Source organism: Streptomyces sp. R302, from assembly GCF_012927245.1.
Lineage (GTDB): Bacteria > Actinomycetota > Actinomycetes > Streptomycetales > Streptomycetaceae > Streptomyces.
Genome location: NZ_JABBGE010000003.1, coordinates 514,316 through 537,391 on the forward strand (window position 1 = coordinate 514,316; position 23,076 = coordinate 537,391).

Genomic DNA, 23,076 nt, shown 5'->3' on the forward strand with positions numbered 1-23,076 from the left:
CTCAGCCCCGGCGCAGCCGGCGCTTCACCTTGCCGCGCTGGGTCTCCCACAGCCACTTCTGCGCGAGGAGCGTCAGGGTGCCCGCGAGCATGATGCCCAGGAGGTTGAGCAGCAGCTGCTGGACCGAGCCCCCGGTCTGGCCGACCTCCCCGTAGCTGAGCGCCACCGCCGCGTTCGCCGCCGCCGGGACGGTCGTCACCGAGATCGCCACGCCCACCAGGGCGCCCGCCTTCGACGAGGTCAGCGAGAGGGTGCCGGCGGCGCCCGCGAGGAGGGCGACGACGAAGGAGAAGGGGTCCGGCTGCCAGATGAAGGCCGTCTGCGGGCGCTCGGCGTCCAGCTGCTCCCTGCTGAACAGGCCCATCCAGTCCATCAGCAGACTGAACGCCGTCGTGGCCGCGATCGCCGCGAGGAAGCCGACGAGCAGCGCCATCAGCGAGCGGACCGCGAGCCGCGGGGCCCGCTTCACGATCGCCGTGCACACCCCGGCGAGCGGGCCGAACTCCGGGCCGACCGCCATCGCGCCCACGATCAGGATCGCGTTGTCCAGGACCACGCCGCAGGCCGCGATCATCGTCGCGAGCAGCATGAAGGCGAGGTACGTGAAGGAGAGCGTCGACTCCTCGTGCGTGGAGGTCGCCAGCTGCTCCCAGAGCACCGCGTCGGCGCCCTCGCCGGGGGCGTCCTCCTCGGCCGTGTCGGCCCGCTCGGACATCGACAGGTCGATGTTCTCGACGGCGATCGACCCGTCCTGATCGAGCCTCAGCTCACGCAGCCCGTGCAGGAGTTCGTCGCCGGCCTCGCGGGCGACGTCGCACAGCACGAGGTCCCCGGACGGGTCCCGGGCCGCACCCGGCAGTACGGCGAGGTGGGCGGTGCCGACCGTCCTCCCGATCAGCTCGACCACGGCCTCGGTGCGATCCGGGGGGACGATCATCCGCAGGTGCAGCATGGTCAGAGCTTACGGAGACTCAGCCTCTGCACCTTGTGATCCGGGCCCTTGCGGATCACGAGCGTCGCCCGGCCGCGCGTCGGCGCCACGTTCTCCAGGAGGTTCACCTTGTTGACGGTCCGCCACATCGTGCGGGCGTAGTCCAGGGCCTCCTCCTCGGTGACCTGCGTCCAGCGGCGGAAGTACGAGGACGGGTCCTGGAACGCGGTCTCGCGCAGCTTCCGGAAGCGGTTGAGGTACCAGCCCTCGATGTCCTCGGCGCGGGCGTCCACGTACACGGAGAAGTCGAAGTAGTCGGCGAGGCCGACCCGGGTCCGGCCGTCCTTGCCGGGCAGCGCCGGCTGGAGGACGTTAAGGCCTTCGACGATGAGGATGTCGGGCCGGCTCACCACGAGCTGCTCGCCCGGAACCCGGTCGTAGATCAGGTGCGAGTAGACGGGCGCGGTGACCTCGTCCTTGCCCGCCTTCACGTCGGCGACGAACCGGGTCAGCGCCCGCCGGTCGTACGACTCGGGGAAGCCCTTCCGGGCCATGAGCCCGCGCGCCTTCAGCTCCTCCATCGGATAGAGGAACCCGTCGGTGGTGATCCGCTGCACCCGCGGGTGCTCGGGCCACCGCGCGAGCAGCGCTTCGAGGAGCCGCGCCACGGTCGACTTCCCGACCGCGACCGACCCGGCGACCCCTATGACGAACGGCGTGCCGCGCTGCTCCGCCTTCTCCCCGAGGAAGGTGTTCAGCGCCCCGCGGAGCCCGCTGGTGGCCTGCACGTAGAGGTTGAGCAGCCGCGACAGCGGCAGGTACACGTCCCGTACCTCGTCGAGGTCGATGACGTCCCCGAGCCCCTGGAGCCGCTCGACCTCGTCGGCGGTCAGCGGCAGGGGCGTCTTGTCGCGCAGCGCGCTCCACTCGGCACGGGTGAGGTCGACGTACGGAGTCGGCTCGGGCGCCCGACGACTCCCCCCGGTCCCCGTGCCGGCTCCGTTGCCGTTGCCGTTGCCGTTGGCGCTTCGTGGCGGCGAAGTGATCACGCGCCCATTGTCCCGGGTCGGCGGGGGGTGTGGGGGGTGGGGTGGGTCACGTGGCGAGCCGCGGACGGCGGCGGCCCCGACTCCGTGCGGGGTCCGGGCCGGGGGCGGGGTTCGGCCGTAGGCTGCCGTCATGTGCGGAATCGTGGGATACGTCGGTGGGCAGTCGGCGCTCGATGTGGTCGTCGCGGGGCTGAAGAGGCTGGAGTACCGGGGGTACGACTCGGCCGGGGTCGCCGTGCTCGCGGACGGGGGGCTGGCCGCGGCGAAGAAGGCCGGGAAGCTCGTCAATCTGGAGAAGGAGCTGGTCGACCGGCCGCTGGCCGGGGGGTCGGTGGGGATCGGGCACACGCGGTGGGCGACGCACGGCGGGCCGACGGACGCCAACGCGCACCCGCACCTCGACAACGCGGGGCGGGTCGCCGTCGTGCACAACGGGATCATCGAGAACTTCGCCGCGCTGCGGGAGGAACTCGCCGAGCGGGGGCACGCGTTGCTCTCCGAGACCGACACCGAGGTCGTCGCCCATCTGCTGGCCGAGGAGTTCTCGTCCGTCGGTGACCTGGCCGAGGCGATGCGGCTGGTCTGCCGGCGGCTCGACGGGGCCTTCACGCTGGTCGCCGTCCACGCCGACCAGCCGGACGTGGTCGTCGGCGCGCGGCGGAACTCGCCGCTGGTCGTCGGGGTGGGGGAGGGGGAGCACTTCCTCGCCTCCGACGTCTCCGCCTTCATCGCGCACACCCGGTCCGCCATCGAGCTCGGGCAGGACCAGGTCGTCGAGCTGAGCCGGGACGGGGTCACCGTCACCGACTTCGAGGGCGCGCCGGCCGACGTCCGGGCCTTCCACGTCGACTGGGACGCCTCCGCCGCCGAGAAGGGCGGCTACGACCACTTCATGCTCAAGGAGATCGCCGAGCAGCCGAAGGCGGTCGCCGACACCCTTCTCGGGCGGATCGACGCGAACGGGAGGTTGACCCTTGACGAGGTGCGGATTCCCGACGCCGTGCTCCGGGAGGCCGACAAGGTCGTCATCGTCGCCTGCGGCACCGCCTTCCACGCCGGCCTGATCGCCAAGTACGCCATCGAGCACTGGACCCGCATCCCGTGCGAGGTGGAGCTGGCCAGCGAGTTCCGCTACCGGGACCCGATCCTCGGGCAGCGGACGCTCGTCATCGCCGTCTCGCAGTCCGGCGAGACCATGGACACCCTGATGGCGCTGCGGCACGCCCGCGAGCAGGGCGCCAAGGTGCTGGCGATCTGCAACACCAACGGTTCGACCATCCCGCGCGAGTCCGACGCCGTGCTGTACACGCACGCCGGGCCCGAGGTCGCCGTCGCCTCGACCAAGGCCTTCCTCACGCAGCTCGTCGCCTGCTATCTGCTCGCCCTCTATCTGGGGCAGGTGCGCGGCACCAAGTGGGGCGACGAGATCCACGCCGTGGTCCGCGAGCTGGCGCGGATCGGCGAGGAGGTCGAGCGGGTCCTGGAGACCATGGAGCCCGTACGGGCCCTCGCCCGCTCCCTCGCCCACAAGGACACGATCCTCTTCCTCGGCCGGCACGTCGGCTACCCGGTGGCCCTCGAAGGCGCGCTGAAGCTGAAGGAGCTGGCGTACATGCACGCCGAGGGCTTCGCGGCGGGCGAGCTGAAGCACGGGCCGATCGCCCTGATCGAGGAGGACCTGCCGGTCGTCGTCGTGGTGCCCTCGCCCAAGGGGCGCTCGGTCCTCCACGACAAGATCGTCTCCAATATCCAGGAGATCCGGGCCCGCGGCGCCCGGACGATCGTGATCGCCGAGGAGGGCGACGAGGCCGTCGTCCCCTTCGCCGACCACCTCGTCCGCGTCCCCGCCACGCCCACGCTGCTCCAGCCGCTCGTCTCCACGGTGCCGCTCCAGGTCTTCGCCTGCGAGCTGGCCACAGCCCGGGGCAACGAGGTGGACCAGCCGCGCAACCTGGCCAAGTCCGTGACGGTGGAGTGAGGAGAGAAATGATCATCGGGGTGGGGATCGACGTGGCGGAGATCGACCGCTTCGCCGCGTCGCTCGAACGGACGCCGGCGCTCCTGGAGCGGCTCTTCGTCGAGGAGGAGCTGCTGCTGCCGAGCGGGGAGCGGCGCGGCCCCGCCTCCCTGGCGGCGCGCTTCGCCGCGAAGGAGGCCCTGGCCAAGGCGCTGGGCGCGCCCGGGAACCTGCACTGGACGGACGCCGAGGTGTACGCCGAGTCCACCGGGCAGCCCCGGCTTCGGGTGCGCGGCACGGTGGCGGCGCGCGCCGCCGAGCTGGGCGTGAAGCACTGGCACATCTCGCTGAGCCACGACGCCGGGGTCGCCTCGGCGGTGGTGATCGCGGAGGGCTGAGGCGCCGGTAGGTGCGTACGGGGGCGAGAGCGGGTGCCTACGGGGGCGAGAGCGGGTGCCTACGGGGGCGAGAGCGGGTGCCCATGGGTGCGAGAGCGGGGCCCGGCTGCGGGGAGGCGCTGCCGGGCCCCGTCCTCGATTCGGGGGCCAGCCCGGTTAGGTAAGGCAAACCTAAGTTTATGGGGGTGGGGGTGTCAAGCCGTTCCTCCGGCGGCCGCCCCTCACCTGGGGCAGACTGCTGCCCATGCGTACCGCTCACCACGTGGAGACCGTCCGGGCCGCCGAGGCCGAGCTGATGGCGGGGCTGCCCGAGGGCGCCCTGATGCAGCGGGCCGCCGCCGGGCTCGCCGCCGCCTGCTGCTCGCTGCTCGGCAAGGGACGGGTGTACGGGGCCAGGGTCGTGCTCCTCGTCGGCAGCGGCGACAACGGCGGCGACGCCCTCTACGCCGGCGCCCGGCTCGCCCGGCGCGGCGCCGGGGTCACCGCCGTGCTGCTCGGCGCCCGCGCACACGGCGCCGGGCTCGCCGCGCTGCGGGCGGCCGGCGGACGCGTCACCGAGGACCCGTACGAGGCGCTGGCCGCCGCCGACCTCGTCCTCGACGGCATCACCGGCATCGGCGGGCTCGGCGGACTGCGCCCCGAGGCCGTGCCCGTCGCCCGCGCCGCGCGGGGCTCCGACGCGGTCGTCGTCGCCGTCGACCTGCCCAGCGGCGTCGACGCCGACACCGGCGAGGTCGCCGGCGAGGCCCTGCGCGCCGACGTGACCGTCACCTTCGGCACGTACAAGCCGGGGCTGCTCGTCGACCCGGCGCGGGAGTACGCGGGCGCCCTGCGGCTCGTGGACATCGGGCTCGCCGCCACCCTCCCCTCCGTGCCCGCCGCCGAGGCGCTCCAGCACCAGGACGTGGCCCGGCTGCTGCCCGCGCCCGGCGCGGAGAGCGACAAGTACCGGCGGGGCGTCCTCGGCGTCGTCGCCGGCTCCGCCCGCTACCCGGGTGCCGCCGTCCTCGCCGTCGCGGGCGCGCTGCGCGGCGGCGCCGGGGCCGTGCGGTACGTGGGCCCCGCCCGCGAGGCGGTGATCGCCGCCCACCCGGAGACCCTGGTGCACGCGGGGCCGCCGGAGAAGGCCGGCCGCGTCCAGGCCTGGGTCGTCGGCCCCGGCCTCGGCGACGGGCCCGGCGCGGAGGCCGCCGTCGCCGAGGTCCTCGCCTCCGAGGTGCCCGTCCTCGTCGACGCCGACGGACTGCGCGCCCTCGACGCCGACGCCGTACGCGACCGGTCCGCGCCCACCCTGCTCACCCCGCACGCCGGCGAGGCGGCGGCGCTGCTCGGCACCGAGCGGGCGGACGTGGAGGCCCGGCGGCTCGCCGCCGTCCGCGAGCTCGCCGACCGGTACGGCGCCACCGTCCTCCTCAAGGGCTCCACCACCCTGGTCGCCGGGCCCGGCGGCACCGGCCCCGTGCGGGTCAACCCGACCGGCACCCCGTGGCTCGCCACCGCCGGCTCCGGCGACATCCTCTCCGGCCTGGCCGGCTCCCTCCTCGCCGCAGGGCTCCACCCCGTGGACGCCGCCTCCTGCGCCGCCTACCTGCACGGACTCGCCGCCCGGCGGGCCGCGGGCCAGGGCGGGCCGATCACCGCGACCGAGGTCGCCGACGCCCTGTCAGGCGCCTGGCAGGACGTGCGCGAGCCCTGACCCCGGCGCGCCGCCGGTCGGCCCAACGCCGTTGCTCCGGGCGGGGGTCAGCGCGTGCCGGGCCGGGCGGGGGCGGGTTCGGATGGACGGGTGATCAGATGGAGACACCGCATCCTGCCGCCGTTGCTCGCCGCCGCCCTGCTGGCCGGGGGCGCTTCCGCCTCCGCCGAGGAGACCGATCCCGACGTCCTCGTCCCCGGCAACGCCGGCGCCGGGCTCCCCGAGTACCCCATGGACACCCCCGACCAGGTCCTCCCGCCGACCGCCCCCGACGGCGAGATCCCCGTCCCCGCGCCGGAGGAGGAGGTCGACGAACTCGTCGAGTACCTCCCGCGCAACGCCGTCAAAGCCGCCTGCACCGCCCAGAAGGGGCTCTACCAGCGGCAGGTCGAAAGGCTGCTGAAGCTCAAGGTCGACGGGAAGCAGTCCGCCGCCGACTGCCGGGCGATCCGCGCCTTCCAGACCCAGCAGAAGATCAAGCCCGCCAACGGCTACGCCGGGCCCGTCACCTGGGCCCGCGCCGAACTCCTCGCCGCGCGGAAGAACCCCAACGCCGCCAAGAAGTGCCCCGTCCGCTCCTACCCCGTCGCCTGCGTCGACCTGAACCGCGAGCTGATGTGGGTGCAGAAGGGCAAGAAGATCACCTACGCCGTGGTCAACATCCGCAGCGGCCGGGCCGGCTACCGCACCCGCACCGGCTGGCACTCCGTCTACTGGCGCCACAAGGACCACTGGTCGACCATCTACGACACGCCGATGCCGTTCTCCCAGTTCTTCGACGGCGGCCAGGCCTTCCACGGCGTCTACGGCGCCATCGCCACTCCCACCGGAAGCCATGGCTGCGTGAACCTGACCTACAAGAACGCGGAGAAGCTGTGGTCGGTCCTCCGCAAGGGTGACCGGGTCTACATCTGGGGCAAGCGGCCGGGGCTGTGACCACCTGAGAGACTGGGCGCGATGACTGAGACAGCACCGCCGCCCCGCCGAGCCCGCGCCGAGATCGACCTCGGGGCGCTGCGCGCGAACGTCCGCGCGCTGCGCGCCCGCGTCGCCCCCCACGTCCGGATCATGGCCGTGGTCAAGGCCGACGCGTACGGGCACGGCGCCGTGCGCTGCGCCCGCGCCGCCCTCGACGCGGGCGCGGACTGGCTCGGCACGGCCACCCCGCAGGAGGCGCTGGCGCTGCGCGCCGCCGGGATCACCGGCGTCCCGGTCATGTGCTGGCTGTGGACGCCCGGCGACCCGTGGGACGCCGGCATCGAGGCCGGGCTCGACATGGCGGTGAGCGGCCGGTGGGCGCTCGACGAGGTCACCGCCGCCGCCCGCCGCACCGGCGGCACGGCCCGCGTCCAGCTCAAGGCCGACACCGGCCTCGGCCGCAACGGCTGCCAGCCCGCCGACTGGCCGGCGCTCGTCGCCGAGGCGCTGAAGGCCGAGAAGGAGGGGCTGGTCAAGGTCACCGGCCTCTGGTCCCACTTCGCCTGCGCGGACGAGCCGGGGCACCCCTCGATCGCCGCCCAGCTCGACGTCTTCCGCTCGATGCTCGACCACGCGGAGAAGGCCGGGATCGAGCCCGAGGTCCGGCACATCGCCAACTCGCCGGCCACCCTCACCCTCCCCGAGGCCCACTTCGACCTGGTCCGCCCCGGCATCGCGATGTACGGCGTCTCGCCCGCGCCCGAGCTCGGCACCTCCGCCGAGCTCGGCCTGCGCCCGGTGATGTCGCTGAAGGCGAGCGTCGCACTTGTGAAGGAGGTGCCGTCCGGCCACGGCGTCTCCTACGGCCACCACTACGTCACCGGCGGCGAGACCACCCTCGGCCTGATCCCGGTGGGGTACGCCGACGGCGTCCCCCGGCACGCCTCGGGCCGCGGCCCGGTCCTCGTCGGCGGCAAGGTCCGCACGGTCGCCGGGCGGGTCGCCATGGACCAGTTCGTGGTCGACCTCGGCGGCGACCGGCCCGCGCCCGGCACCGAGGCCGTCCTCTTCGGCTCCGGCGAGCACGGCGAGCCGACGGCCCAGGACTGGGCGGACGCCGCCGACACCATCGCGTACGAGATCGTCACCCGGATCGGCGCGCGCGTGCCGCGCGTGTACGTCGGGGAGTAGCCGGCCGTGGGGGAGTCGGGCGGGGGCTGGCGGCGCGCGGGGATCGCGGGCGCGGCGATAGGCGTGCTCGCGGCCGGCGCGGCGGCGGGCGTCGCCGTCGAGCGGCTGACCGTGAGCCGCTCGGTGCGCCGCAAGGCCCGGCTCGCCCTGGACGCCACCGGCCCGTACGGCACCCTGCGCGGCACCCCGGGCCGGGCACTCGCCGACGACGGCACGATCCTCGCGTACGAGACGGACGAGGTCCCCGACCCGCCCGTCACCGTCGTCTTCTCGCACGGCTTCTGCCTGAACCAGGACTCCTGGCACTACCAGCGGGCCGCCCTGCGCGGCCGGGTCAGGGCCGTCTTCTGGGACCAGCGCGGCCACGGCCGCTCGGAGCGCGGGGACGGCGGACCGGTCGGCATCGACCTGCTCGGCCGGGACCTCAAGGCCGTGATCGACGCTGCCGCGCCCGAGGGGCCGCTCGTGCTGGTCGGGCACTCGATGGGCGGGATGACGGTGATGGCGCTCGCCGAGCAGTACCCGGAGCTGGTCCGCGACCGGGTCGTCGGCGTCGCCTTCGTCGGTACCTCCCCGGGCCGTCTGGAGGAGGTCTCGTACGGGCTGCCGCTCGTCGGCGTCAACGCGGTCCGCCGGGTCCTGCCGGGGGTGCTGCGGGCCCTCGGCTCCCAGGCCGAACTGGTCGAGAAGGGCCGCCGGGCCACCGCGGACCTCTTCGCCGGGCTCGTGAAGAGGTACTCCTTCGCCTCGAAGGACGTGGACCCGGCCGTCGTCCGCTTCGCCGAGCGGATGATCGAGTCCGTCCCGGTCGACGTGGTGGCGGAGTTCTACCCGGCCTTCGGCGCGCACGACAAGCTCGCCGCCCTCGCCGCCTTCCGCGGCCTGCCGGCGCTCGCCCTCGTCGGCGACCAGGACCTCGTCACCCCGGCCGCGCACACCGAGGCCATCGTCGAGGCCCTGCCCGGCGCCGAGCCGGTCGTCGTCCCCGACGCCGGCCACCTGGTGATGCTGGAGCGGCCCGAGGCGGTCACCGGGGCGCTCGCCGGCCTGCTGGCCAGGGCCGGGGAGGGCACGGACAACGGATAGGTTGGCGGGTATGGAAGCAGCGCACCCGCCCGTCTCCGGCGCCACCGTCTCCGTCGACTCCCCCGAGCGCATGCAGGAGCTCGGCCGCCGCCTCGCGAAGATCCTCCGCCCCGGCGACCTCGTCATGCTCACCGGCGAGCTGGGCGCCGGGAAGACGACCATGACCCGCGGCCTCGGCGAGGGCCTGGGCGTGCGCGGCGCGGTCACCTCGCCGACCTTCGTCATCGCCCGCGTCCACCCCTCGCTCACCGGCGGCCCGGCCCTCGTCCACGTGGACGCGTACCGGCTCGGCGGCGGGCTCGACGAGATGGAGGACCTGGACCTCGACGTCTCGCTGCCCGAGTCCGTGGTGGTCGTGGAGTGGGGCGACGGCAAGGTCGAGGAGCTGACCGACGACCGGCTGCACGTCCTCATCCACCGCGTCACCGGCGACACCGACGACGACCGGCGCACCGTCGTGCTGCGCGGGATCGGGGACCGCTGGGCCGGGGAGGACCTGGCACAGCTGTGAACGTACGTAGGTTCCGACAGCATGTCGGGAAAATGTTGCGCCGCCGCTCCGCGCCGTGGTCACATGGAGGCACGAGCTGGTTAGGTGAACCTAACCTACGGGAGGCATGCATGGCGACGCAGATGCCGGAGCGCGACGACCGCACCGCCGACGACCGCACCGCCGAGGAGCGCGTCTCGATGAGCGAGCTGCTGGCCTCCTGCGCCGCGGCCACCGCCGTCTCGACCCCGCCGCGCCCCGAGCCCCGGGAGCCCCAGGCGGACCTGCGGGACGAGGCCGCGTAACCCTTCCGGGGACGGTTTCGGGGGCGGACGCCAGGCTTCGGGGGGGCAGGCGTCAGGCTTCGGGGGCGGGCGTCAGGAGACGACGACGATCTTCGCGCCGATCGACGCGAAGGTCCACATCGCGTCGCCGTCCGCCCGCTTCATCCGGATGCCGCCGGTCTTCCTCGACGGGTCGGGCGCGGGCGTCGAGCCGTCGACCGCCGCGCTGAAGCCGATCGTCACGTTCTCCACCGTCGTGAAGCGGACCACGTGCTCGATCTGCACCCCGTCGGAGCCGCGCACCGAATTGGACCGGGAGGTCACCGCGTACGCCCCCGGCTCCGGGCTCACCGAGCTCGGCATCACCGTGAACGTGCGGACCGCCTTGTTCTTCTCGTCGACCAGCCACACCCGGCGGTCCCCGAGCGCGTACACCACGCGCTCGCCCTTGCCCGAGGCCGCCGGCACCGCCAGAGGGTTCTTCGCCGGCTTCTTCGCCCCGGCCGAGGCCGACGCCGACGGGGCGACCGCGCCCGGCGTCCGGGACGACGGCTCCGCGAGGTCCGCCGGCACGCTCGCCGACGCCTGGTAGGCGAGGAAGGCGACCGCGGCGATCGCCGCCGCGGTGAGCCCGGCCACGAATCCCGAGCTGCTCCTTGCCACCGTCTCCACCTCTTCGTACGTACGTGCCGAGCCTGACGAGCTGTCGCGCCTGACGGTAGCAGCCGGGCCCCGGCACGGCCGCGCGCCGCATCGCCCGCCCGTGGCGCCGTAGGCTGTTCGCGTGCTGTTGCTCGCCATGGATACCGCCACCCCCGCCGTCACCGTCGCCCTCCACGACGGCACGGCCGTCGTCGCCGAGTCGACCCGCGTCGACGCCCGCCGCCACGGAGAGCTGCTGCTCCCCGCCGTCGACCGGGTCCTCAAGGAGGCCGGGACCGCGCTCGACGCGGTGACCGGGATCGTGGTCGGGGTCGGCCCCGGCCCCTACACCGGACTGCGGGTGGGACTCGTCACCGCCGCCGCCTTCTCCTCCGCGCTCGGCGGGGTGCCGGTGCACGGCCTGTGCACCCTCGACGGCCTCGCGTACGCCTCCGGCATCGAGGGCCCCTTCGCGGTGGCGACCGACGCCCGCCGCAAGGAGGTCTACTGGGCGCGGTACGACGACGCCCGCACCCGCGTCACCGACGCCTCCGTCGACCGGCCCGCCGACATCGCCGACCGGCTCGCCGGGCTCCCGGTGGTCGGCGCGGGCGCCCTGCTCTACCCGGACGCCTTCCCCGACGCCCGCGGCCCCGAGCACCAGTCCGCCGGCGCGCTCGCCGCCCTCGCGGCGGAGCGGCTCGCGGCGGGCGGCGAGGGCTTCCTCGACCCGCAGCCGATGTACCTGCGGCGGCCCGACGCGCAGGTGCCGAAGAACTACAAGGTGGTCACCCCCCAGTGAGCGGGGACGTGGCGGGCGGCGAGGCCGTGCTGCGCGAGATGCGCTGGTGGGACCTGCCGCAGGTGCTGGCCCTCGAGGCCGACCTCTTCCCCGAGGACGCCTGGTCGGAGGGGATGTTCTGGTCCGAGCTGGCGCACGCGCGCGGGCCCCGGGCCACCCGGCGGTACGTGGTCGCCGAGACCCCCTCGGGGGAGCTCGCCGGGTACGCGGGTCTGGCGGCGGCCGGCGGGCTCGGGGACGTGCAGACCATCGCCGTCGCCCGCGCGCAGTGGGGCACCGGGCTCGGCGCCCGGCTCCTCACCGACCTCCTCCAGCACGCCACCGCCTTCGAGTGCGACGAGGTCCTGCTCGAAGTGCGCGTGGACAACACCCGGGCGCAGAAGCTGTACGAGCGCTTCGGCTTCGAGCCCATCGGCTTCCGGCGCGGCTACTACCAGCCGGGCAACGTCGACGCGCTCGTGATGCGACTGACTGTTCAAGGAACTGGGACCGAAATCTGATGGCTGCTGACGAACCCCTCGTGCTCGGCATCGAGACCTCCTGCGACGAGACCGGCGTCGGCATCGTGCACGGCACCACCCTCCTCGCCGACGCCGTGGCCTCCAGCGTCGACACCCACGCCCGCTTCGGCGGCGTCGTGCCCGAGATCGCCTCCCGGGCGCACCTGGAGGCGATGGTCCCGACGATCGAGCGGGCCCTGAAGACCGCCGGCGTCTCCGCGAAGGACCTCGACGGCATCGCGGTCACCGCGGGCCCCGGCCTCGCGGGCGCCCTGCTCGTCGGCGTCTCCGCGGCCAAGGCGTACGCCTTCGCGCTCGGCAAGCCGCTGTACGGCGTCAACCACCTGGCCTCGCACATCTGCGTCGACCAGCTGGAGCACGGCAAGCTGCCCGAGCCGACGATGGCGCTGCTCGTCTCCGGCGGGCACTCCTCGCTGCTGCTCTCCGCCGACATCACCTCCGACGTGCGGCCGATGGGCGCGACGATCGACGACGCGGCCGGCGAGGCCTTCGACAAGATCGCCCGCGTGCTCGACCTGGGCTTCCCCGGCGGCCCGGTCATCGACCGGCTCGCCCGGGAGGGCGACCCGGCCGCCATCGCGTTCCCGCGCGGCCTGTCGGGCGCCAAGGACCCCGCGTACGACTTCTCCTTCTCCGGGCTCAAGACCGCCGTGGCCCGCTGGATCGAGGCGAAGCGGGCGGCCGGCGAGGAGGTGCCGGTGCGGGACGTGGCCGCGTCCTTCCAGGAGGCCGTCGTCGACGTCCTCACCCGCAAGGCCGTCCGGGCCTGCAAGGACGAGGGCGTCGACCATCTGATGATCGGCGGCGGCGTCGCCGCGAACTCGCGGCTGAGGGCGCTCGCGCAGGAGCGCTGCGAGCGGGCCGGGATCCGGCTCCGGGTGCCCCGGCCGGGCCTGTGCACCGACAACGGCGCGATGGTCGCCGCGCTCGGCGCCGAGATGGTCGCCCGCAACCGGGCCGCCTCCGACCTGGAACTGTCGGCGGACTCGTCCCTCCCGGTGACCGACCCGCACGTCCCCGGACACGCCCACGACCACGTGCACGAGATCAGCAAGGAGAACCTCTACTCGTGAGGGTCACGCTCATGTGGGAGGCCCGGGCCGTGCAGGGCCGCGGCCCCGAGCTCCTGGAGTGGGCCCGGGCCCGGGTCCTGGCGCGCGAGCCGCTCCGCCGGGAGGTCTTCCGCGCGCCCCAGGACCGGGTCCTCGTCCTCACCTGGTGGGAGGCGGACGCGTTCGACGACGAGCTGCCCGAGCTGCCGGAGCCGGACGCGGAGCTGATCACCCGTCCGGTCCACCGCTGGCGCTTCGAATCGGTCGAATAGGCGAATAGTTCGACGATTGGGCAACCTTTCCATCGGATCGGGCATCCCACAGCCCGTGAAGAAGCAGATCGCGGTGTGGGCGGCGCTGACCGCAGTGACCCTCCTGATGACGGGCTGCACGGCCGAGGTCCCGCCCACGGCCGTGGCCCCCGCCCCGGCCCGGGCGACGCCGTCGAAGACGGTCGCCGCCGCCCCGGAACCGGCGCCCGCCCCGGAGGCGGCCAGGGCGGCCGCGTACCGCAAGTGGGGGATCAAGCCCCTCCCCGCGCCGCCCGCCCCGCCCGCCGCCAAGCCGGTGAAGCGGAAGCCGGGCGGGCCGGTCCCGGTGATCAGCGACATCCCGACCACCGACAAGGTCGTCTTCCTCACCATCGACGACGGGGCCGAGAAGGACCCCGAGTTCGTGCGGATGATGGACGAACTCGGCGTCCCCTTCACCATGTTCCTCACCGACTCGGTGATCAGCGGGGACTACAAGTACTTCGCTCCGCTCGTCGCGCAGGGCCACGGCGTCGCCAACCACACGCTCACCCACCCCAACCTGCGCACCCTCTCCCCGGAGGCCCAGCGCCGCGAGATCTGCGGCCAGCAGGAGAAGCTGCGGAAGCGGTACGGCACCGCCCCGCGCCTCTTCCGCCCGCCCTACGGCAACTGGAACGAGGCCACCCGCGCCGCCGCCGGCACCTGCGGCGTCGACGCGATCGTCCTCTGGCGCGAGTCCATGCAGATCAAGAACATGCAGTACCAGCGCGGCGACCGGAAGCTCCACCCCGGCGACATCGTCCTCGCCCACTTCCGCGGCCCCGGCGAACTCAAGGGCCGCACCATGACCGAGATGACGGCGACGATGCTGCGGAAGATCCAGGAACAGGGCTTCACGGTGGCCCGCCTGGAGGACTACGTCTGAGGTCACCGGACCGGATGACGGGACGGCTAGGGTGCTGGGCATGTCCGCGCGCATACCGCTGCCCCCGCCGCCCCCGCCCGTCGAGCTCCGCAGCTGGCCCGGCCGGGAGGCGCTGCTCGCGGACCGGGCGCTGGCGATGGGGGAGTCGACCCGGCGGCTGCTCGGCGGGGGGAGGTTCGCGCTGTTCGCCGGGGCGGTGCTGGTGCTCCAGCTCGGCTGGGGCATGGTCGGCGTGCTGCTCGTCGACCTCGGCCGCGGGGCGGTCCTCGACCCGATCGGCTTCCTCGTCGGGCTGGTCATCGCCGCCCTCGGCCTCGGGGTGATGGTCCCGGGCGTCTGGCTCGCGGTGCGCGGGGTGCGCCGGGACCGCGTGGTGCGCGCACGGCTGCTCGCCTGGGCCGCCCTGGACCGGCACGGGCCGACGGACGCGCGGCTGCGGGCGCCCGTCGCCAGCGCCTGCTGGATGGCGGTGTCCGCCGCCCTGTGCGGGCTCGGGCTGTGGCTGGGTTTCGCCGTGCCCGCCGGGACGGACCCGGCGGACGGCTACGGCCTCGTCGCGTACGGCATGGGCGTCGCGCTGATCCTCTGGATCAACGGCCTGATCGGGCTCTTCAAGGCCGTCGGGCACTTCCGGATGGCGCTCAGGCTGGTGCCGGCCGGCCGATCAGCATCGTCGGGGCCCCCGCGACACGTGTGAGCAGGACCGTCGCCGCGTTCGGGCCCTTCGGCTTCACCTTGCGCCGGATCTCCTCCGGCTCGACGGCCGAGCCGCGCTTCTTCACCGTCAGGTGGCCGACCTCGCGCTCGTGCAGCAGGGCCTTCAGCTTCTTGAGGTTGAAGGGCAGCGTGTCGGTGATCTCGTAGGCGGAGGCGTACGGGGTGGGGCGCAGCTCGTCCGCGGTGACGTACGCGATCGTCCCGTCGATCAGGCCGCCGTCCAGCTCCTCGGCGGCCTCGGCGACCAGGTGCGCGCGGATGACGGCGCCGTCGGGCTCGTAGAGGTACCGGCCGACGGGGCGGACCGCCGGGTCGGGCAGGCCGCGGCCGGTGAGGCTCGCGCCGGAGGGCAGCAGGGTGGCGCGGCGCGCGCCCGGCTCCGTACCGAACCAGAGGACGGCCTCCTTCACGTCCCCGCCGTCCGAGATCCACTCGGCCTCGGCCTCGTCCGGGACGGTTTCGTGGGGGATGCCGGGGGCGATCTTCAGGGCCGCGCGCGGCGCCTTGCGGGCGGCGTCGATCGCCCAGGAGAGCGGCGGGGAGTACGCCTCGGGGTCGAAGACACGGCCCCGGCCGCCGCGCCGCGCCGGGTCGACGAAGACGGCGTCGTAGGGGCTGGTGTCGATCTCGGTGACGTCGGCGCAGCGCACCTCGATCAGGCCGTCGAGGCCGAGCGCGGCGGCGTTGGCGCGGGCGACCTCGGCGGTGAGCGGGTCGCGGTCGACGGCGAGGACGGAGATGCCGGCGCGGGCGAGCGCGAGGGCGTCGCCGCCGATGCCGGAGCAGAGGTCGGCGACCGAGCCGACGCCGAGGGCCTTGAGGCGGGCCGCGCGGTAGGTGCCGACGGTCGCGCGGGTGGACTGCTCGACGCCGTTCGGCGTGAAGTACATGCGGTACGCGTCCTCGGGCCCGAACTTCGCCACCGCGCGCTGCCGCAGCCGGGCCTGCCCGAGGGCGGCCGAGACCAGCTCGGCGGGGTGGTCGCGGCGCAGCCGGGAGGCGACCGCCAGTTCCCGGGCGGGGTCGTAGTCGCGGAGGGCGGCGAGGAGCGTCTGGCCCTCGGGGGCGAGCAGGGCGGTGAAGGCGGCGAGGTCGGTCACCGTCCCATTCTCCCTGTGGGCCGGGCGGGGGACGGTGGGGCCGCCTCGGCGGTGTCGCGGCCGGAGGGGCGGGTCGCGCTGACAGGATGCGGCGCCATACGACTCGTGCGACAAAAGGAAGAAATGATGACAAAGGGTGGCTCGCGCCGTGTCCTGGGGGCCGCGCTCCTCGTCGCCGCGCTCACCTCCACCGCCGCCTGCTCCGGTGGCTCCGGCACCGGCTCGGGAGCGGGCTCCGGCGGCGCCCCCGCGCCCGCCGCGGGCCAGCAGGCCCCGGCGAAGACCGCCGCCCAGCTCGCCGCCGAGCGCGCCGCCGCGAAGAAGGCCGCGCTGGCGAAGCGGCGGGCCGCGCGGGCCGCCGCCGCGAAGAAGTGGGGGCTCAAGCGGACCCCCCTCGAAGCCCCCGCCCCGCCGAAGACCAAGCCGAAGATCACCACCCGCAAGGGCTTCGAGACCGACGGCGAGGGCCTGCCGCCCGTCTTCACCACCGTCCCCACCAAGGAGAAGATCGTCTTCCTGACGATCGACGACGGCTCCGAGAAGGATCCCGATCTCATCCGGATGATGGCCGACCTCGACATCCCGTACAGCGCCTTCCTCAGCGACTACGTGGTCAGCGACGACTACCCGTACTTCGCGAAGATGCGGAAGTCCCAGCCGCGCGGGGTCGCCCTCCACAACCACACGCTCAACCACAAGTACCTGCCCGGGCTCTCCTACGCCCGCCAGAAGCGCGAGATCTGCGGCATGCAGGACGTCATCGAGAAGAAGTACGGCAAGCGCCCCGAGCTCTTCCGCCCGCCGTACGGCAACTACAACGAGGACACCCTGCGCGCCGCCAAGTCCTGCGGCGTCAAGGCCGTCCCGCTCTGGGCCTCCGAGGCCTTCCCCGACCACATGGAGTGGCGCGAGTGGGACCGCGACCTCCACCCCGGCGACATCGTCCTCACCCACTTCCGCGGCGAGGAGGAGTGGAAGGGCAGCATGCCGGACATGATCCGTCGGGTGATGAACGTGATCACCTCGAAGGGGTACGCCGTCGCCAAGCTGGAGGACTACGTATGAGCCGCCTGCGGCCCCTGCTGATCGCCGCCCTCCTCCTCGCCCTCACCGGCTGCGCCTCCGCCGTCGACCCGCTCGAACGCCTCGGCCGCAAGGCCGTCGAGCGGGTCGGCGACCGCGGTCCGGCCGGCGGAACCGTCCGCGCGGAGGGCGCCACGGAGTGAGGAATTGGCACTCCGCTTGACCGAGTGCTAATCGCGGTCATAGTCTCGGCTCTGGCACTCCCCGCAGGAGAGTGCCAGGACAGCGACGGGCAGGTCCGGCACCCGCGACGACGGATCCCGCTGGTCGCGACCCCAGACAGTTAACCCCGCGAGATCTCCGAAGGGGGAGGTCGGATCGTGACGACCGCCAGCTCCAAGGTTGCCATCAAGCCGCTTGAGGACCGCATCGTGGTCCAGCCGCTCGACGCCGAGCAGACCACGGCCTCCGGCCTGGTCATTCCGGACACCGCGAAGGAGAAGCCCCAGGAGGGCGCCGTCCTCGCCGTGGGCCCGGGCCGCTTCGAGAACGGCGAGCGCCTGCCGCTCGACGTCAAGGTCGGCGACGTCGTGCTCTACAGCAAGTACGGCGGCACCGAGGTGAAGTACAACGGCGACGAGTACCTCGTCCTCTCGGCCCGCGACGTGCTCGCGATCATCGAGAAGTAAGACGAGCAGTACCTGCTGTGACACCGCGCCCCTGACCCCCTGATTCCACGGGCGTCCAGGGGCGCGGTTCGCTTTTCCCACACGAATTCCGAGAGGGCTGAACCGCTCCCATGGCGAAGATCCTGAAGTTCGACGAGGACGCCCGTCGCGCCCTTGAGCGCGGCGTCAACAAGCTTGCCGACACGGTGAAGGTGACGATCGGCCCCAAGGGCCGCAACGTCGTCATCGACAAGAAGTTCGGCGCCCCCACCATCACCAACGACGGTGTCACGATCGCCCGCGAGGTCGAGATCGAGGACCCGTACGAGAACCTCGGCGCCCAGCTCGTCAAGGAGGTGGCGACCAAGACCAACGACATCGCGGGTGACGGCACCACCACCGCCACCGTGCTCGCCCAGGCGCTCGTCCGCGAGGGTCTGCGCAACGTCGCCGCCGGCGCCTCCCCGGCCTCCCTGAAGAAGGGCATCGACGCCGCGGTCAAGGCCGTCTCCGACGAGCTGCTCGCCACCGCGCGCCCGATCGACGACAAGTCGGACATCGCCGCCGTCGCCGCGCTCTCCGCCCAGGACCAGCAGGTCGGCGAGCTCATCGCCGAGGCCATGGACAAGGTCGGCAAGGACGGTGTCATCACCGTCGAGGAGTCCAACACCTTCGGCCTGGAGCTGGAGTTCACCGAGGGCATGGCCTTCGACAAGGGCTACCTCTCCCCGTACATGGTCTCCGACCAGGAGCGTATGGAGGCCGTCCTCGACGACCCGTACATCCTGATCAACCAGGGCAAGATCTCCTCCATCCAGGACCTCCTGCCCCTCCTCGAGAAGGTCATCCAGGCGGGTGGCTCCAAGCCGCTGCTGATCATCGCCGAGGACGTCGAGGGCGAGGCGCTCTCCACCCTCGTCGTCAACAAGATCCGCGGCACCTTCAACGCCGTGGCCGTCAAGGCCCCCGGCTTCGGCGACCGCCGCAAGGCGATGCTCCAGGACATGGCCACCCTCACCGGTGCCACCGTCATCGCCGAGGAGGTCGGCCTCAAGCTCGACCAGGCCGGCCTCGACGTGCTGGGCACCGCCCGCCGCGTCACCGTCACCAAGGACGACACCACCATCGTCGACGGCGGCGGCGAGTCCGCCGACGTCGCCGGCCGCGTCGCCCAGATCAAGGCCGAGATCGAGTCCACGGACTCCGACTGGGACCGCGAGAAGCTCCAGGAGCGCCTCGCGAAGCTGGCCGGCGGCGTGTGCGTGATCAAGGTCGGCGCCGCCACCGAGGTGGAGCTGAAGGAGAAGAAGCACCGTCTGGAGGACGCCATCTCCGCGACCCGCGCCGCGGTCGAGGAGGGCATCGTCTCCGGTGGTGGCTCCGCGCTCGTCCACGCCGTCAAGGTCCTGGAGGGCAACCTCGGCAAGGAGGGCGACGAGGCCACCGGTGTCGCCGTCGTCCGCCGCGCCGCCGTCGAGCCGCTGCGCTGGATCGCCGAGAACGCCGGCCTGGAGGGCTACGTCATCACCTCCAAGGTCGCCGAGCTCGACAAGGGCCAGGGCTTCAACGCCGCCACCGGCGAGTACGGCGACCTGGTCAAGGCCGGCGTCATCGACCCGGTGAAGGTCACGCGCTCCGCCCTGGAGAACGCCGCGTCGATCGCCTCCCTGCTGCTCACCACCGAGACCCTCGTGGTGGAGAAGAAGGAAGAGGAGCCGGCGGACGCGGGCCACGGCCACTCGCACGGCCACTCCCACTGAGGCCACTGACCGATCACCGAGGCCCGGTGCCCCCGTCGCGGGGGCACCGGGCCTCGGTGCTTCTCACGCCTCGACCGCGCCGAGCTGGCCCATCAGCCCGAGCAGGTCGTACTGCCACCAGCCCTCGACCATCTTCCCGTCGTCACGGAAGCGGTGGATGGTGGTGCCGGTCATGGTGACCTCCATGCCGGTCGGCTGGAGGCCCATGAAGTCCCCGACGTGGGAGCCGGTCCAGGTCCAGCGGGTGCACACGCGGTCGCCGTCGGCGATCTGGTCCTCGATCGCGAAGGCGAAGTCGAAGCCCGCGCGCCACATCTCCACCTCGCGCCGGACCGCGTCGAGCCCGATGGTGTCCTGCGGGTTGGTCGGGTCGTGGTCGTGGTAGCCCTCGGCGAGCAGGACGTCGAGCAGCGCCAGGTCCGAGCCGTCCGCAAGGCGCTCGAACAGCTGCCGCGCGTTCGCCTTGTACAGCGCCTCGTCCCGGACCACGTCCAGGTCGGTGAAGGTCGGCATCTCGTCGCAGAGGGCGACCAACTCCCGGAAGATCCGGTCGGTCTCCGGCAGCTGGGAGTTGCGCATCGCCACGTCGTACGAGGGGAACTCCACGATCTCCACGACGTGCTGGGCGTCGGACCGGTCGGTCCCGACGATGGAGTGGGTGGCGGTCCGCTTCCCCCGGGTCTGCTCGACCCAGCGGTCCATGAGCCGGTTGAGCTCCTCGACCTGGCTCGTCCTGCAATCGATGATCTGCACGAAGGTCATGGCCGCCTCCGACCGGGCGAAGCCGCGGATGGACCCCTCCAGTCTAGGCCGAGTGGCCGAGGTCGGCGGCTCTTACCTCCTCCGCGAAGGGTTCGCCGCGGGTGTAGCGGACGATCTCGTCGAGCGCCTGGTCGGTCATCCGGTGCAGCTCGTTGCCGAGGGAGCCCGCGATGTGCGGGGTGAGCAGGACGTTGGGGAGGGTGTAGAGCGGGGAGTCGGGCGGCGGAAGCTCGGGGTCGGTGACGTCGAGGACGGCGTGGAGGCGGCCCGCGGTGAGGTGCGGGAGGAGGGCGTCCTCGTCGACGAGGGAGCCCCGGGAGGTGTTGATCAGGGTGGCGCCGTCGGGCAGGGCGGCGAGCTGGCGGGCGCCGATCATGCGGTACGTGGACGGGAGCTGCGGCGCGTGCACGGAGACCACCGAGCTGCGGGCGCAGAGTTCGTCCAGGCCGGCGAGGGTCGCACCGGGCGGGGGAGTCGTCAGGTACGGGTCGTGGAGCAGCACCTCGACGTCGAAGGGGCGCAGCAGGTCGACGACCCGGCGGCCGATCCGGGAGGCGCCGACGATGCCGACCGTGCGGCGGTAGTTGCCCCAGGAGGCGGACTCGGCGAGCCAGCCGTGGCCGGCGCGGAGTTCGGCGTAGCGCCGGGCCGAGCGCAGTACCCGCTTCCCGGCGAAGAGGATCGCGGCGAGGGTGTACTCGGCGACCGGGAGCGCGTTGGCGGCGGCGGCGCTGGTGACCTTCAGGCCGCGTTCCCAGCAGGCGTCGGTGATGTGGTGCTTGACCGAACCGGCCGCGTGCACGACGGCCTTGAGGCGGGGGGCGCGGGCCAGGACCTCGGGGGTGAGCGGGGTGGCGCCCCAGCAGGTGAGGAGGAGTTCGGCCTCGGCGAGGGCGGCGGCGGTGCGCGGGCCGGGGGCGGTCAGGTCGTGGGCGACCAGGTGCGGGTCGGTGCGGGTGAGGGCGGCGAGGCGGGCGCGGTGGGCGTCGGTGAGGAGGCGGTCGGCGACGCCGGGGCCCATCGCGAGCAGCAGCGCGGGGCGGTTGTCGGTGGTCGGGTGCATGGTGGGAGGTGAGCTCCTCACGTGACGGGGCTCCTCACTTGACGCTGCCGGCGGTGAGGCCGGCCTTCCAGTGGCGCTGGAGCGAGACGAAGGCGAGGACGAGGGGGACGACGGCGAGCAGGGAGCCGGTGACGACCAGGGGGTAGTAGTCCGGTTCGGCGTGGGCGTTGCTGTTCCACGCGTACAGGCCGAGGCTCAGCGGGAAGAGCTTCTGGTCCGAGAGCATCACCAGGGGGAGGAAGAAGTTGTTCCAGACGGCGGTGAACTGGAAGAGGAAGACGGTCACGAAGCCCGGCATGACGGTGCGCAGACCGATCGACCAGAAGACGCGCAGTTCGCCGGCGCCGTCGATGCGGGCGGCCTCCAGGACCTCGTCGGGGACGTAGGCGGCGCACAGCACCCGGGACAGGTAGACCCCGAAGGGGTTGACGAGGACCGGGAGGAGGACGGCGGCGTAGGTGTTGACGATGCCGAGTTCGCTGGCGAGCAGGTACATCGGCAGGGCGAGCGCGGTGGTGGGGACGAGGACGCCGAGCAGGACGAGCCCGAAGAGCTTCTCCTTGCCGCGGAAGTCGTAGACGTGGAAGGCGTATCCGGCGGCGACGCTGATCAGCGCGCAGGCGGCGGCGCCGACGCCGGCGTAGAGGAGGCTGTTGAGGTACCAGCGGAAGTAGACGCCGTCGTTGTAGGCGGCGAGCCGGGCGAGGTTGCCGCCGAGGTCGAAGCCCTCGAAGGAGAAGGCGTTCCCGGCGAGGAGGCCGCCGGCGTCCTTGGTGGCGGCGGTGACCAGCCAGACCAGGGGGAAGAGCATGTAGCAGGTGGCGAGGAGGAGGACGCCGTTGACGGCGCCCTTCGACAGCCAGCGGGAGCGGAGGGCGCGGGAAGGGCGGGCGCTCATGCGGCCTTCTCCTTCCGGTCCCGGGTGAGGCGGGTGACGGCGAAGGAGAGCAGCGCGGCGGTCAGGGCGAGCAGGATCGAGGCGGCCGCGGCCAGGCCGTAGTCGTTGCGGTCGAAGGCGGCGGAGTACGCGTACATGTTCGGCGTCCAGGTGGAGGTGACGGCGGAGCCTGTGCCCCTGCTGAGGATCAGCGGTTCGGTGAAGAGCTGGAGGGAGCCGATGACGGTGAAGAGGCCGACCATCGCCAGGGAGCCGCGCAGCAGCGGGATCTTGACGGAGAAGGCGGTGCGCCAGGCGCCGGCGCCGTCGACGGTGGCGGCTTCGAGGACGGAGCGGTCGATGGCCTGGAGGGCGGCGTAGAAGATGATCAGGTTGTAGCCGAGCCACTCCCAGAGGGCGATGTTGACGACGGACGGCAGGGCGCCCTCGGGGGAGAAGAAGTCGAAGCCGATCCCGCCGGCCTCCATCGCCCGGACGACCGGGCTGAGTTGGGGCGTGTAGAGGTAGACCCAGATCAGCGCGGCGATGATGCCGGGCACGGCGTGCGGCAGGAAGAGCGCGAGCTGGAAGAGGCGGCGGGCGCGGGCGAGGGCGGAGTCGAGGAGGAGGGCGAGGCCGAGGGCGCCGCCGAGCAGCAGCGGCAGATAGAGCAGGCAGTAGCCGAGCAGCACGCCGAAGCCCTCGCGGAAGGCCCGGTCACCCAGCGCCGTGGCGTAGTTGCCGAGGCCGGTGAAGACGGTCTCGGAGCCGCCGAAGCCCAGTCCCGACTGCTTCTCGGTGAAGAGGCTCAGCCAGACCGCGTAGCCGATCGGCACCACCAGCACCGCGGTGAAGAGCAGGAAGAAGGGGGTCAGCAGGAGTGCCGCGGCACGGGTGCGGGCCTTCACGT

General features: G+C 73.1%; 26 protein-coding genes. 18 read left to right on the top strand and 8 right to left on the bottom strand.

Features of this window, described 5'->3' with window-relative positions; translation table 11 throughout:
* Position 1 precedes the first annotated feature (1 nt).
* Together HHL19_RS12105 and coaA are read right to left on the bottom strand one after the other, a co-directional pair.
* Positions 2-952, bottom strand: a complete 951-nt coding sequence (locus HHL19_RS12105) for a DUF389 domain-containing protein (RefSeq protein WP_169088513.1) — start codon at positions 950-952, stop codon at positions 2-4.
* 2 nt (positions 953-954) lie between these two features.
* Positions 955-1,980: a type I pantothenate kinase gene (coaA, locus tag HHL19_RS12110; protein WP_169088515.1), complete on the bottom strand. Its 1,026-nt coding sequence runs from the start codon at positions 1,978-1,980 to the stop codon at positions 955-957.
* A gap of 130 nt (positions 1,981-2,110) precedes the next feature.
* On the opposite strand from coaA, the gene glmS reads away from it, so the two are divergent.
* The 8 genes from glmS (at position 2,111) to HHL19_RS12150 (ending at position 10,021) form a co-directional block, all read left to right on the top strand.
* On the top strand, positions 2,111-3,958 hold the full coding sequence (glmS, locus tag HHL19_RS12115; protein ID WP_169088517.1) for a glutamine--fructose-6-phosphate transaminase (isomerizing): 1,848 nt from the start codon (positions 2,111-2,113) through the stop codon (positions 3,956-3,958).
* An 8-nt stretch (positions 3,959-3,966) separates the two neighbouring features.
* Positions 3,967-4,335: a holo-ACP synthase gene (locus HHL19_RS12120; RefSeq protein WP_169088519.1), complete on the top strand. Its 369-nt coding sequence runs from the start codon at positions 3,967-3,969 to the stop codon at positions 4,333-4,335.
* A 244-nt stretch (positions 4,336-4,579) separates the two neighbouring features.
* Entirely contained in the window at positions 4,580-6,031 is a 1,452-nt protein-coding gene (locus HHL19_RS12125) for an NAD(P)H-hydrate dehydratase (protein WP_169088522.1), read from the top strand.
* A 90-nt stretch (positions 6,032-6,121) separates the two neighbouring features.
* Complete coding sequence (locus HHL19_RS12130) at positions 6,122-6,967, top strand: L,D-transpeptidase family protein (protein ID WP_346768293.1); 846 nt, start codon at positions 6,122-6,124, stop codon at positions 6,965-6,967.
* A 21-nt stretch (positions 6,968-6,988) separates the two neighbouring features.
* Positions 6,989-8,140 carry an alanine racemase gene (gene alr, locus HHL19_RS12135; protein WP_169088524.1) on the top strand — a complete coding sequence of 384 codons (1,152 nt, stop codon included), beginning with the start codon at positions 6,989-6,991 and terminating at the stop codon, positions 8,138-8,140.
* A 6-nt stretch (positions 8,141-8,146) separates the two neighbouring features.
* Entirely contained in the window at positions 8,147-9,226 is a 1,080-nt protein-coding gene (locus tag HHL19_RS12140) for an alpha/beta hydrolase (RefSeq protein WP_169088526.1), read from the top strand.
* A gap of 10 nt (positions 9,227-9,236) precedes the next feature.
* Positions 9,237-9,737 carry a tRNA (adenosine(37)-N6)-threonylcarbamoyltransferase complex ATPase subunit type 1 TsaE gene (gene tsaE / locus HHL19_RS12145; protein WP_169088528.1) on the top strand — a complete coding sequence of 167 codons (501 nt, stop codon included), beginning with the start codon at positions 9,237-9,239 and terminating at the stop codon, positions 9,735-9,737.
* A 110-nt stretch (positions 9,738-9,847) separates the two neighbouring features.
* On the top strand, positions 9,848-10,021 hold the full coding sequence (locus HHL19_RS12150) for a hypothetical protein (RefSeq protein ID WP_169087653.1): 174 nt from the start codon (positions 9,848-9,850) through the stop codon (positions 10,019-10,021).
* 72 nt (positions 10,022-10,093) lie between these two features.
* On the opposite strand, the gene HHL19_RS12155 is transcribed toward HHL19_RS12150, so the two are convergent.
* Entirely contained in the window at positions 10,094-10,639 is a 546-nt protein-coding gene (locus HHL19_RS12155; RefSeq protein WP_169089011.1) for a hypothetical protein, read from the bottom strand.
* A 145-nt stretch (positions 10,640-10,784) separates the two neighbouring features.
* Here HHL19_RS12155 and tsaB point away from each other — a divergent pair, with 145 nt between their 5' ends.
* Genes tsaB through HHL19_RS12185 form a run of 6 tightly spaced genes read left to right on the top strand, consistent with a single transcriptional unit; the run spans position 10,785 to position 14,893 of the window.
* The gene (tsaB, locus tag HHL19_RS12160; protein ID WP_169088530.1) at positions 10,785-11,444 is read left to right on the top strand and encodes a tRNA (adenosine(37)-N6)-threonylcarbamoyltransferase complex dimerization subunit type 1 TsaB; all 660 of its coding nucleotides are present in this window, start codon (positions 10,785-10,787) and stop codon (positions 11,442-11,444) included.
* 38 nt (positions 11,445-11,482) lie between these two features.
* On the top strand, positions 11,483-11,944 hold the full coding sequence (gene rimI, locus HHL19_RS12165; protein WP_169089013.1) for a ribosomal protein S18-alanine N-acetyltransferase: 462 nt from the start codon (positions 11,483-11,485) through the stop codon (positions 11,942-11,944).
* Positions 11,944-13,038 (top strand): tRNA (adenosine(37)-N6)-threonylcarbamoyltransferase complex transferase subunit TsaD, encoded by a 1,095-nt coding sequence (gene tsaD, locus HHL19_RS12170; RefSeq protein ID WP_169088532.1) that lies wholly within the window; start codon positions 11,944-11,946, stop codon positions 13,036-13,038. Before rimI ends, tsaD begins: the two co-directional genes overlap by 1 nt.
* Before the next feature lie 11 nt (positions 13,039-13,049).
* A complete protein-coding gene (locus HHL19_RS12175) occupies positions 13,050-13,289 on the top strand; it encodes a hypothetical protein (protein ID WP_206324850.1) in 240 nt (79 codons plus the stop codon).
* A 55-nt stretch (positions 13,290-13,344) separates the two neighbouring features.
* The gene (locus tag HHL19_RS12180; protein ID WP_169088536.1) at positions 13,345-14,196 is read left to right on the top strand and encodes a polysaccharide deacetylase family protein; all 852 of its coding nucleotides are present in this window, start codon (positions 13,345-13,347) and stop codon (positions 14,194-14,196) included.
* A gap of 40 nt (positions 14,197-14,236) precedes the next feature.
* Positions 14,237-14,893 (top strand): hypothetical protein, encoded by a 657-nt coding sequence (locus HHL19_RS12185; RefSeq protein ID WP_169088538.1) that lies wholly within the window; start codon positions 14,237-14,239, stop codon positions 14,891-14,893.
* On the opposite strand, the gene HHL19_RS12190 is transcribed toward HHL19_RS12185, so the two are convergent.
* Positions 14,838-16,013: a class I SAM-dependent methyltransferase gene (locus HHL19_RS12190; RefSeq protein WP_169088540.1), complete on the bottom strand. Its 1,176-nt coding sequence runs from the start codon at positions 16,011-16,013 to the stop codon at positions 14,838-14,840. The genes HHL19_RS12185 and HHL19_RS12190 overlap by 56 nt on opposite strands.
* A 126-nt stretch (positions 16,014-16,139) precedes the next feature.
* Here HHL19_RS12190 and HHL19_RS12195 point away from each other — a divergent pair, with 126 nt between their 5' ends.
* From HHL19_RS12195 to groL, 4 genes are all read left to right on the top strand, one after another.
* A complete protein-coding gene (locus tag HHL19_RS12195; RefSeq protein ID WP_169089015.1) occupies positions 16,140-17,078 on the top strand; it encodes a polysaccharide deacetylase family protein in 939 nt (312 codons plus the stop codon).
* Entirely contained in the window at positions 17,075-17,239 is a 165-nt protein-coding gene (locus HHL19_RS12200) for a hypothetical protein (RefSeq protein ID WP_240981536.1), read from the top strand. Before HHL19_RS12195 ends, HHL19_RS12200 begins: the two co-directional genes overlap by 4 nt.
* A 177-nt stretch (positions 17,240-17,416) precedes the next feature.
* The gene (groES, locus tag HHL19_RS12205) at positions 17,417-17,725 is read left to right on the top strand and encodes a co-chaperone GroES (RefSeq protein ID WP_004955293.1); all 309 of its coding nucleotides are present in this window, start codon (positions 17,417-17,419) and stop codon (positions 17,723-17,725) included.
* A 110-nt stretch (positions 17,726-17,835) separates the two neighbouring features.
* A complete protein-coding gene (gene groL, locus HHL19_RS12210) occupies positions 17,836-19,464 on the top strand; it encodes a chaperonin GroEL (RefSeq protein ID WP_169088542.1) in 1,629 nt (542 codons plus the stop codon).
* Between the two features lie 63 nt (positions 19,465-19,527).
* On the opposite strand, the gene HHL19_RS12215 is transcribed toward groL, so the two are convergent.
* From HHL19_RS12215 to HHL19_RS12230, 4 genes are read right to left on the bottom strand one after another with little or no spacing between them, the layout of a single operon-like run.
* Entirely contained in the window at positions 19,528-20,226 is a 699-nt protein-coding gene (locus tag HHL19_RS12215) for an ester cyclase (protein ID WP_169088544.1), read from the bottom strand.
* A 43-nt stretch (positions 20,227-20,269) separates the two neighbouring features.
* Entirely contained in the window at positions 20,270-21,289 is a 1,020-nt protein-coding gene (locus HHL19_RS12220) for a hydroxyacid dehydrogenase (protein ID WP_169088546.1), read from the bottom strand.
* A 34-nt stretch (positions 21,290-21,323) separates the two neighbouring features.
* A complete protein-coding gene (locus HHL19_RS12225; protein WP_169088548.1) occupies positions 21,324-22,187 on the bottom strand; it encodes a carbohydrate ABC transporter permease in 864 nt (287 codons plus the stop codon).
* Positions 22,184-23,074 carry a sugar ABC transporter permease gene (locus tag HHL19_RS12230; protein ID WP_169088551.1) on the bottom strand — a complete coding sequence of 297 codons (891 nt, stop codon included), beginning with the start codon at positions 23,072-23,074 and terminating at the stop codon, positions 22,184-22,186. The genes HHL19_RS12225 and HHL19_RS12230 overlap by 4 nt, the downstream gene beginning before the upstream one ends.
* Positions 23,075-23,076 lie beyond the last annotated feature (2 nt).